Source organism: Vibrio sp. V19_P1S1T109 (assembly GCF_002241375.1).
Lineage (GTDB): Bacteria > Pseudomonadota > Gammaproteobacteria > Enterobacterales > Vibrionaceae > Vibrio > Vibrio anguillarum.
On sequence record NZ_NDIM01000220.1, the window covers coordinates 1 to 3799 of the forward strand.

Sequence of the window (3799 nt, forward strand, 5' to 3'; positions counted from 1 at the left end):
CCTAAAAATAGTCAGTGCCGCATTCGGGTTATAGCCATCACCCATCCACAGTACATCCGTTGTTAAGTTCTCGCCATTTTTGAACCACTGATTAGTAAATTCAGACTTTGCTTTCAAATAACGTGCTTGTTGATGCGCATAACGGACCCAATGAGTAATAGGCAACGTGTTACTTTCCAACTCGCTTGGCAGTTTTAGATTCGCGGCTTGCGATCGATAAAATTGATTCACTTCGGGTAAATCAGCTTTCTCTGGGTCTAAAAAGAACACCCAAAAATGGTCGTTAATAACATTCAGGGCTAGCTGGCCACGACACACTGGTCCTTTGATGAAAGCCATGATGGTGTTTTGAGCATTGTCTAACATAAATCGAAAGCGTGCTTTAACCGGAAGGGCATCAAATGCCGTCATCGGATTGGCGGCAACTTCAATATCATAGCTAGGTAAAACTGAGACTTGATAATTAGGCCGAATGAACCATGCCTGCCAATCATCAAGACGTTTTTTATTCAACGCATAGGGTAAATGAGTTTTATCTACGATACTGCCTTGCTCAGGGATCAAACGGTAGTAGACGCGTTCTACACCAGGATTATCGTAAGGACGCCTTGTCGCAATTCGGTTAACCGGCTCGCCCGGGGGCGTTGTCGAACGTATCAAAGTGAAAAATCTAGGCTGACCAGCAAGTTCAGAAAAATAAAGGTGAGAAAGAAAAAGATGCTCGTAGATATAACGAGCCATTAACTGATCCTTTGCTGTACCTTTATTTAAAAAGTTTTCGTATTGCGCAACCGATTTCTCCTGATCAGAAGTGAGCGGAATATGGCCATTCATGATTGCACCATCTCTTAGCCACGTGAGTAGCGTATTGTATTCAAGAGGGCTAAGATTTGGCATGCCATAAGGCATTCCCCACGTTGGGTGATCTTGTTTGTACTGTCCGTACTCTTCAATTGTTGGACAAACTTGTTCGCGATCTATCGAAAAATCAAAACCTTTTAGCTGATCTTGTTCTGGTAACGGATGTTCCTCTTTTTGCATTAATAATTTCGCGACTAATCCTGCTTCTAGATTCGCGGTAGGCGTTTGAGATCTCTCGTTCAGCACAGGATGAAAACCAAAATCTCGCCACTGCTCTGTGTATTGTGCATCTTCAAACAAACGGGTAGGAGCCGACGCCGTCAGACGCGTACCATGATAAACCAACGCTTTACTGGCTCCACGATCAATCCCTTCAACTGAAGACATTTTTAGCTGGCAGGGCGCATCATAACAGGCGTGACAGACCACGCAGCGCTGATCGATGATGGGTTTAACATCATTTAAAAAGAAAGAGGCTTCTTTTGAATCTACTGGCGATTGTCTTGACTGAACGCTTGCTTCACCAAACAGTTGGTCATAGTTCAAGCCCGCATACATTGCACATCCTGAAAAAAACACGATGCTAAGAATAATAAGTCGATGAAAAGACATAACATGAGAAATTTAGGAATATTTGTCCCAATTAAAGCAAAGATTAACAAAATGCACCACAAAACGATGAAAATAGCATATTAGGGATGATAAATCGCCCGAGTGGAATAAACGCCACAACTGAACGCACAATGCTCAATTTAGGGTTATAAGACGAGTATACGGTAGACTCGCATTGGCTATACGCATTTAATAAACCCATTGAACCCGCTATAGTTAAACGAAGAAAATTTTGAGGAGTCAAAGGATGAAACTCTCGATATCAGGGAAGTTGCAATTAAGTTTTTTATTGCTGGTGGTGCTTCTTATCATTTCGACCTTTTTTACCTATCGCAGTATTACGCAAGTCGAAACTCACACCAATTCATTGCTGCAAACGGATCTGCCAACCGTGAATACTAGCCGAAATATTCAGCAGTCGATGCAAGAGGTTATTTCAACGTTACGCGCCTATTTATTGGTGGGTTCTCAAAGTGCAGTGGGTGCAACGCAACTGACAAAACTTGAAACTATTATTGGACAGATGGACAAAACGGTACCGGTGTTAGAAACGCTGATTCTCAGTGAGCAATACACCGCGATCATAAGCGAATGGGCTGCAATCAAAGCGCATATCCAAGGCATCGTATTACTGAGCCAAAGTGAGGATAATTTACCTGCCCACACATTATTCATTAACGAGGCCGCCCCCATAGCAGAAGTTGCACTTGACCAGTTACAAGGGCTGATTAACGACGAGTCGACTAACAAAGAAGGAGGGGAGCGGAAACGTCTCTTTAAATTGTATGCTGACAGCTATAATTCGTTAGCTAATGCACTGGCATCGTTGCGAGATTTCTTACTGTATGCGAAGCCTGAACATCTCGAAAAATATCAAGACCTGATTAACTCTCATAACCAATCTGTTGCTGAAATTGTGGAAAAGTCCTCTTTGCTATCGGATGATGAACAGAGTCTTTGGTCATTATTTAATGAGATGCAGCAGCTTTATTTCCCACTCGCACAGCAGGTGATTGCAATACGCCAATCTGAGCAATGGAACGGCGTCAATCAAAAAATGGCCACACAACTTATGCCTGCCGTAGATAAAATGACTAACCGTCTTGAAGATGTTATCGCCACTCAACAATCAAAAGCAGAGCAAAGTGGCGAAAGGATGAGTCGTAGCATTAGTAATGTGATTAACGTGTTATTTATCATGATTGCCGTGACTGTTTCAGTTGCTGTTTTGCTTTCCAATTACTTAGGTAAGAATATCGGCCGCAGAGTGAGTCGAATCGGGAAGAGAGCCGAAATCATTGCGGCAGGAGATGTCTCTCAACCAGCACTTTTGTGTGAAGGTAGCGACGAGCTATCTCAGCTTACCGCCGCGATAAACAATATGAACAACTCACTGCGAACGATCGTTCAGGGAGTCAGTACCAAAGCGCAACAGGTCAGTCAAAACATGGATGAGCTTCTGAACTATAACTCAAACACTCGGCAGCAAGTACAGCAGCAGCGAGCAAGTATTGAGCAGGTTACAGTACGTTTGAGCGATGTGGCGCAGTATTCTATGGCGACCGCAGAAAAAGCTGAACAATCTACGCAATCTCTTTTGTTATCACAAAATGAGCTCAAAGAGGGAGCCTCGGCGCTAGAACAAAATAGAAAAAGTATTGATAAGCTTGATCAAACCATACAAAAGGCAACGCAATTGGTGCTCGATCTTAGTCGAGAAAGCGAATCGATTGGGCGTGTGACCGAAGTAATAGAGGGATTAGCGGAACAAACTAACCTTCTGGCCTTAAATGCGGCGATTGAGGCCGCAAGAGCCGGAGAATATGGACGAGGCTTTGCTGTGGTAGCGGATGAAGTTAGGCTGCTGGCGACTCGAACCACTCAATCAACCACAGAAATTAACACTATTATAAACGCCATACAGTCAGCGACTGCGGCTGTGGTCAATGAAATTAACATGAGTCAGAACCTTGCCAATGAAGGTGCGGCGCAGACCATCCACGCCTTCAACAAAATGATGGACGTACAAGGAAAAATAACGGCGTTAGATAAGGAAATGCACCAGTTATCCTCGGCGGCTGATCTGCAACAACAATCAACACACCAAATGACTCAATTCATGCAAGAAGTTGTCAATTCGGTGGAAAGTGTGGCAAGTATTAGCCAAATCTCAAACCAAACGTCAGCGCAAGTAAAAGATAATGTCACTGTACTCAATCAAGAAATGGAAAAGTTCAAAATTTAAACGCAAGAGTAGATATTCAATTGAGTTAAAAATAACCAAAAGCACACAAATCTCAACCAATTGAATTTACTTTGTTTATTT

2 protein-coding genes are annotated in these 3799 nt (G+C 43.0%); one reads left to right on the forward strand and one right to left on the reverse strand.

From position 1 onward, the window contains the following. Positions 1 to 1473, reverse strand: a 1473-nt coding sequence (locus tag B9J87_RS10615) for a fatty acid cis/trans isomerase (RefSeq protein WP_176429511.1), incomplete at its 3' end; no start/stop codon positions are given. A 247-nt stretch (positions 1474 to 1720) separates the two neighbouring features. Here B9J87_RS10615 and B9J87_RS10620 point away from each other — a divergent pair. After that, positions 1721 to 3718: a methyl-accepting chemotaxis protein gene (locus B9J87_RS10620; protein WP_029189957.1), complete on the forward strand. Its 1998-nt coding sequence runs from the start codon at positions 1721 to 1723 to the stop codon at positions 3716 to 3718. Positions 3719 to 3799: the final 81 nt, after the last annotated feature.